The sequence below is a fragment of the Streptacidiphilus anmyonensis genome (assembly GCF_000787855.1).
Classification (GTDB): domain Bacteria; phylum Actinomycetota; class Actinomycetes; order Streptomycetales; family Streptomycetaceae; genus Streptacidiphilus; species Streptacidiphilus anmyonensis.
This window is the reverse complement of record NZ_BBPQ01000049.1, coordinates 55,927-61,982: the sequence shown is the minus strand read 5'-3', so window position 1 is coordinate 61,982 and position 6,056 is coordinate 55,927. Positions and strand designations below refer to the sequence as shown.

The window sequence follows — 6,056 nt, the reverse complement described above, 5'->3', positions numbered from 1 at the left end:
AGCCGGTCTCGCGGCCACCTCGCTGGCCTGGGGCCTGTGGGCCGAGGACGGCGGCATGGCGGCCGCCCTGGTCCGCTCGGACGTCGAACGGATGGCGCGCGGCGGCGTCATGGCGCTGACCGCCGAAGACGGCCTGCTGCTCTTCGACGTCGCGGTGCGGTCGCCCGAGCCCTTGCTCGTCCCGATCCAGCTGGACCTGGCGAGCCTGCGCGCCCAGAGCGGCGCGGGCCTGCTGCCGCCGCTGCTGCGCGGCCTCGTCCGCGGGCCGGTGCGGCGCGCGGCCAGCAACGCCGGGGGGACCGGCGAGGCGGCCGGTTCGGCGCTGGCGCAGCGACTCGTGACGCTCCCGGAGGCCGAGCGCGACGCCGCGCTGCTGGAACTCGTCTGCGCGGAGGTCGCGGCGGTCCTCGGCTACCCGAACCACTCCTCGGTGGACGCCACTCGGGCGTTCAAGGAGCTCGGCTTCGACTCGCTGACCGCCGTCGAGCTGCGCAACCGCCTCAACGGGGCCACCGGTCTGCGCCTGCCGGCCACCCTGGTCTTCGACTACCCCACCCCGACCGCGCTCGCCGAGCTGCTGGGCACCGAACTGCTGGGATCGCTCCCCGGCGCCGGCCTGCCGGTCACTGCGGCTGCCTCCCCCTCCCGGAACGACGAGGAGCCGATTGCGATCGTCGGCATGGCCTGCCGGTTCCCGGGCGGGGTCACCTCGCCCGAGGGTCTGTGGGACCTGGTGGCCGGTGGTCGGGACGCGGTGTCGTACTTCCCGGAGGACCGGGGCTGGGACGTGGAGAACCTCTACCACCCCGACCCCGACCACCCGGGCACCTCGTACACCCGTGAGGGCGGCTTCCTGCACCGGGCGGGAGCGTTCGACCCGGCGTTCTTCGGCATCAGCCCGCGTGAGGCGATGTCGATCGACCCGCAGCAGCGGCTGCTGCTGGAGACCTCCTGGGAGGCTCTGGAGCGGGCTGGCATCGACCCGGCCACCCTGCGCGGCAGCCGGACCGGCGTCTTCGTCGGGGTGATGTACAACGAGTACGGCATGCTGCTGGCCCAGTCGGTCGAGGGCCTGGAGGGCCAGGTCGGCACGGGCACCACGGGCAGCGTCGCCTCCGGCCGGGTGTCCTACACGCTCGGCCTGGAAGGCCCGGCGATGACGATCGACACCGCCTGCTCCTCCTCGCTGGTCGCGCTGCACCTGGCCTGCCAGTCGCTGCGCCAGGGCGAGTCGACGCTCGCGTTGGCCGGTGGCGTGACGGTGATGCTGACGCCGGGCACCTTCGTGGAGTTCAGCCGTCAGCGCGGTCTGGCGACCGACGGCCGGTGCAAGGCGTTCTCGGACGGCGCGGACGGGACCGGCTGGGGCGAGGGCGTCGGCATGCTGCTGGTCGAGCGGCTCAGCGACGCCCAGCGGAACGGACATCCGGTCCTGGCGGTCGTGCGCGGCAGCGCGGTCAACCAGGACGGCGCCAGCAACGGTCTGACCGCGCCCAACGGGCCGGCCCAGCAGCGCGTGATCAAGCAGGCGCTGGCCAACGCCGGTCTGACGGCCGCCCAGGTCGACGCCGTGGAGGCCCACGGCACGGGGACCCGGCTGGGCGACCCGATCGAGGCGCAGGCGCTGCTCGCCACCTACGGCAGGGAGCGGGATTCCGACTCCCCGCTCTGGCTCGGCTCGATCAAGTCGAACCTGGGGCACACCCAGGCCGCCGCCGGCGCCGCCGGGATCATGAAGATGGTCATGGCGATGCGCCACGGGGTGCTGCCGAAGACCCTGCACGTCACCGAGCCGTCCACGCACGTGGACTGGTCGGCGGGCGCGGTCGAGCTGCTGACCGAGCAGCGGGACTGGCCGCAGACCGGTGAGCCGCGCCGCTCCGCCGTGTCGTCGTTCGGCATCAGCGGCACCAACGCGCACATCCTGCTGGAGCAGGCCCCGGCCGTCGAGCAGGTCCCCGCGGAGCGCGACGTCGAGGCGCGGACGCCGGCGGCGGTGCCGCTGGTGCTGTCGGGGCGGACACCGGAGGCCCTGCGCGGCCAGGCCGAGCGCCTGCTGCGTCGACTGGGGACCGAGCCGGACGCGGACCTGACGGACGTCGGGTTCTCGCTGGCCACGACCCGCGCGACGTTCGAGCACCGGGCAGCGGTGATCGAGGGGGAGCCGACCGGGCTGCGCGACGCGTTGGCCGCGCTGGCCCGTGGCGCGTCGGCGGCCCGCGTGGTCACCGGCCGGGCGGGCTCGGCGGGTCGCACGGCGTTCCTGTTCGCCGGTCAGGGCAGCCAGCGGGCCGGGATGGGCCGTGAGCTCTACGAGGCGTTCCCGGTGTTCGCGGCGGCGTTCGACGCCGTGTCCGCGGCGTTGGATGGGCAGCTCGACCGTCCGCTGAAGGACGTCGTCTTCGCGGGTGAGCGGATCGACGAGACGGCCTGCACGCAGCCGGCGCTCTTCGCCGTCGAGGTGGCGCTGTTCCGTCTCGTGGAGTCGTGGGGCGTCCGGCCGGACTTCCTGGCCGGGCACTCGATCGGCGAGATCGCGGCCGCGCACGTGGCCGGTGTGCTGTCGCTGAGCGATGCGGCGAAGCTGGTGGCGGCGCGTGGCCGCCTGATGCAGGCGCTCCCGTCCGGGGGCGCGATGGTGGCGGTGCAGGCGTCCGAGGACGAGGTGCTGCCGCTGCTCACCGGTGAGGTGGGGATCGCCGCCGTCAACGGGCCGACCTCGGTCGTGATCTCGGGCAGCGAGGCGATCGTGCTGGAGGTGGCGGAGAAGCTGGCCGCCGAGGGTCGCAAGACCAAGCGCCTGACGGTCAGCCATGCGTTCCACTCGCCGCTGATGGACCCGATGCTGGAGGAGTTCCGCGCGGTGGTCGAGGGTCTGACCTTCCACGCTCCGCGGATCCCGATGGTCTCCACCCTCGACCAGGACGCCGACCTCACGACGCCCGAGTACTGGGTGCGGCATGTGCGCGAGGCGGTCCGCTTCCGCGACGCCGTCGCGGTGCTGGAGCGCGAAGGCGTCCGCACCTTCATGGAGTTGGGCCCGGACGGCACGCTGTCCGCGCTCGGCCAGGACTGTGTGACGGAGGACGGGATCGCGTTCACGCCGGTGCTGCGCCGCGAGCGCGCCGAGGCGGAGACCTTCACCACCGCTATGGCGCAGCTGTACGTGCGCGGGCTCAAGCTCGACTGGGAGGCGGCCTTCGCCGACACCGGCGCCCGACGCGTCGACCTCCCCACCTACGCCTTCCAGCACGAGAACTTCTGGCCCCGGCCCCTGACGGGCTGGGTCGGCGACGTCGCCTCGGCCGGTCTCGGCGCAGCGGACCATCCGCTGCTGGGCGCGTCCCTCGTCCTGGCGGACGCCGACAGTCACGTGTTCACGGGTCGGCTCGCGCTGGACACCCATCCGTGGCTGGCCGACCACGCCGTCGGCGAGGTGGTGCTGCTGCCGGGGACGGCGTTCGTGGAGCTGGCTCTGCGGGCCGGTGACCAGGTCGGTTGCGGTCTGGTGGAGGAGCTCACGCTGGAGGCGCCGCTCGTGCTGCCGGCCAGGGGAGCCGTGCGGGTCCAGGTTTCGCTGGGCGAACCGGACGCCTCGGGATGTCGGCCGCTGAGCGTGTACTCGCGCTCGGAGGATGCCGAGCCGGACGAGCCGTGGACGCGGCACGCTGCCGGTCTGCTGGCGGAGGGTGAGCGGTCGGCGGGCTTCGAGCTGGTGCAGTGGCCGCCGTCCGGGGCTGAGCCGGTGTCGGTCGAGTCGGTGTACGAGACCTTCGCGGCGGCCGGGTTCGGCTACGGTCCGGTGTTCCAGGGGCTGCGGGCGGCGTGGCGGCTCGGTGGTGAGGTGTTCGCCGAGGTCGCGCTGCCGGAGGAGAGCCGTGCGGAGGCGGGCCTGTTCGGTCTGCATCCGGCGCTCCTTGACGCGTCGCTGCACGCGATCGGCCTGGGCGGCCTGCTGGAGGACACCGGTCAGGGCCGGCTGCCGTTCGCGTGGTCGGGCGTGTCCCTGCATGCGGCGGGCGCGGCCGAGCTGCGGGTGCGCATGTCGGCCGTGGGACCGGACGCCGTCTCACTCGCGGTCGCGGATGCGACCGGTGCGCCGGTGGCCTCCGTCGACTCGCTGGTCCTGCGGGCCTTCTCGGCCGAGCAGTTGGCGGGCTCGGGCGCACGGCACGAGGCGCTGTTCCGGCAGGAGTGGACGCCCGTGGCGCTGCCCGCGACGGGTTCGCTCGGCGCGGTGGCCGTGCTCGGGGACGACGCTCTCGGGCTCCCGGGTGCGGAGTGCTGCGAGGACCTGACCAAGCTCGCCGAGCTGGTGCCGGACACGGTGGTGGTCCCGTGGCTGCCGGCGGCGAACGGTGCGGACGTCGCGACGGCCACCCACGAGGCCGTCCACCGCGCTCTGGGGCTGCTGCAGGGCTGGTTGGCCGAGGAGGCCTTCGCGGACTCCCGGCTGGTCCTGGTGACGCGTGGTGCGGTGGCCGCCGGTGACGGTGAGGACGTCCGTGACCTGGCGTCGGCTGCCGTCTGGGGTCTGGTGCGCTCCGCGCAGGCGGAGAACCCGGGCCGCATCGTGCTGGTCGACCTCGACCAGGACGCGGCCTCGCAGACCGCGCTCGCTGCCGCCGTCGACTCCGGCGAGCCCCAGCTCGCGCTGCGCGCCGGGGCGGCCCTCGCCCCGCGCCTGGCGCGCGTTCCGCTCGCGGCCGAGGAGTCGCTGCCGGCGGTGGACCCGGAGGGCACGGTGCTGGTCACCGGCGCGACCGGTTCGCTGGGCGGCCTAGTGGCTCGGCACCTGGTGACCGCGTACGGCGCGCGTCGCCTGCTGCTGGTCTCGCGCCGTGGTGCGGACGCGCCCGGCGCGGCCGAACTCGTCGCCGAACTCGGCAAGCTGGGCGCCGAGGCGCAGTTCGCGGCCTGCGATGTGGCGGACCGCGCCGCGCTGGCGGCCCTGCTGGGCTCGCTGGAGTACCCGCTGACCGGGGTGGTGCACACGGCCGGTGTGCTGGACGACGGCGTCGTCTCCTCCCTCACTCCTGAGCGGATGGACGCCGTGCTGCGTCCGAAGGTGGACGCGGCCTGGCACCTGCACGAGCTGACGAAGGATCAGCAGCTGTCCGCCTTCGTGCTGTTCTCCTCGGCGGCCGGTGTCTTCGGCAACGCCGGACAGGGCAACTACGCGGCGGCGAACAGCTTCCTGGACGCTCTCGCCCAGCACCGCCGCTCGGCGGGCCTGCCGGCGACCTCCCTCGCGTGGGGTCTGTGGGCCGAGGACGGGGGCATGGCGGGCGAGTTGGGCTCGGCCGATGTCGAGCGCATGGCGCGCGGCGGCGTGCTCCCGCTCTCCTCGACGGAGGGTCTGGCCCTGCTGGACGCGTCGGCGCGCTCCGGCGAGCCGGTCCTGGTGCCGGTCCGGCTGGAACCGGCCGGTCTGCGGGCGCAGGCGGAGGCGGGGATGCTGCCGCCGCTGCTGCGCGGCCTGGTCCGGGTCACCAAGCGGCGCGCGGCCGAGGCGAGCGGCCCGACCCTGGCCGAGCGGCTCGCGGGCGTGCCCGAGGCCGAACGCGACGCCTTCCTGGCGGAGCTGGTCTGTTCGGAGGTCGCGGCGGTCCTCGGTTATGCCGGGCCCCACGCCGTGGAGGCCGACCGGGCCTTCAAGGACCTGGGCTTCGACTCGCTGACCGCCGTCGAACTGCGCAACCGCCTCAACGGGGTCACCGGCCTGCGACTGCCGGCCACCCTGGTCTTCGACTACCCGACGCCCCTGGCCCTGGTCGACCTGCTGCGGGCACAGTCCGTGCCGGACCCGGCCGAGGCCGTCCTGCCGCTGCTGGCGGAGCTGGACCGGTTGGAGGCGGCGTTGCTGGGCGCGGTCCCGGACGGCGAGGGCCATCTGCGGATCGCCGGCCGCCTCCAGTCCCTGCTCGCCCGGTGGAACGACCAGCAGGTCGCGGCCGAGGAGGAGGCCGCCGTCGCCGAGCAGCTCGACGAGGCCACCGATGACGACCTGTTCGACTTCATCGGCAAGGAATTCGGCATCTCCTGACGACCGTCCG

General features: G+C 74.3%; 1 protein-coding gene. It reads left to right on the top strand.

The window, feature by feature from the left end:
• Positions 1-6,046 (top strand): type I polyketide synthase (locus TR50_RS30465; RefSeq protein WP_042429513.1); only part of this gene is annotated, 6,046 nt, incomplete at its 5' end.
• Positions 6,047-6,056: the final 10 nt, after the last annotated feature.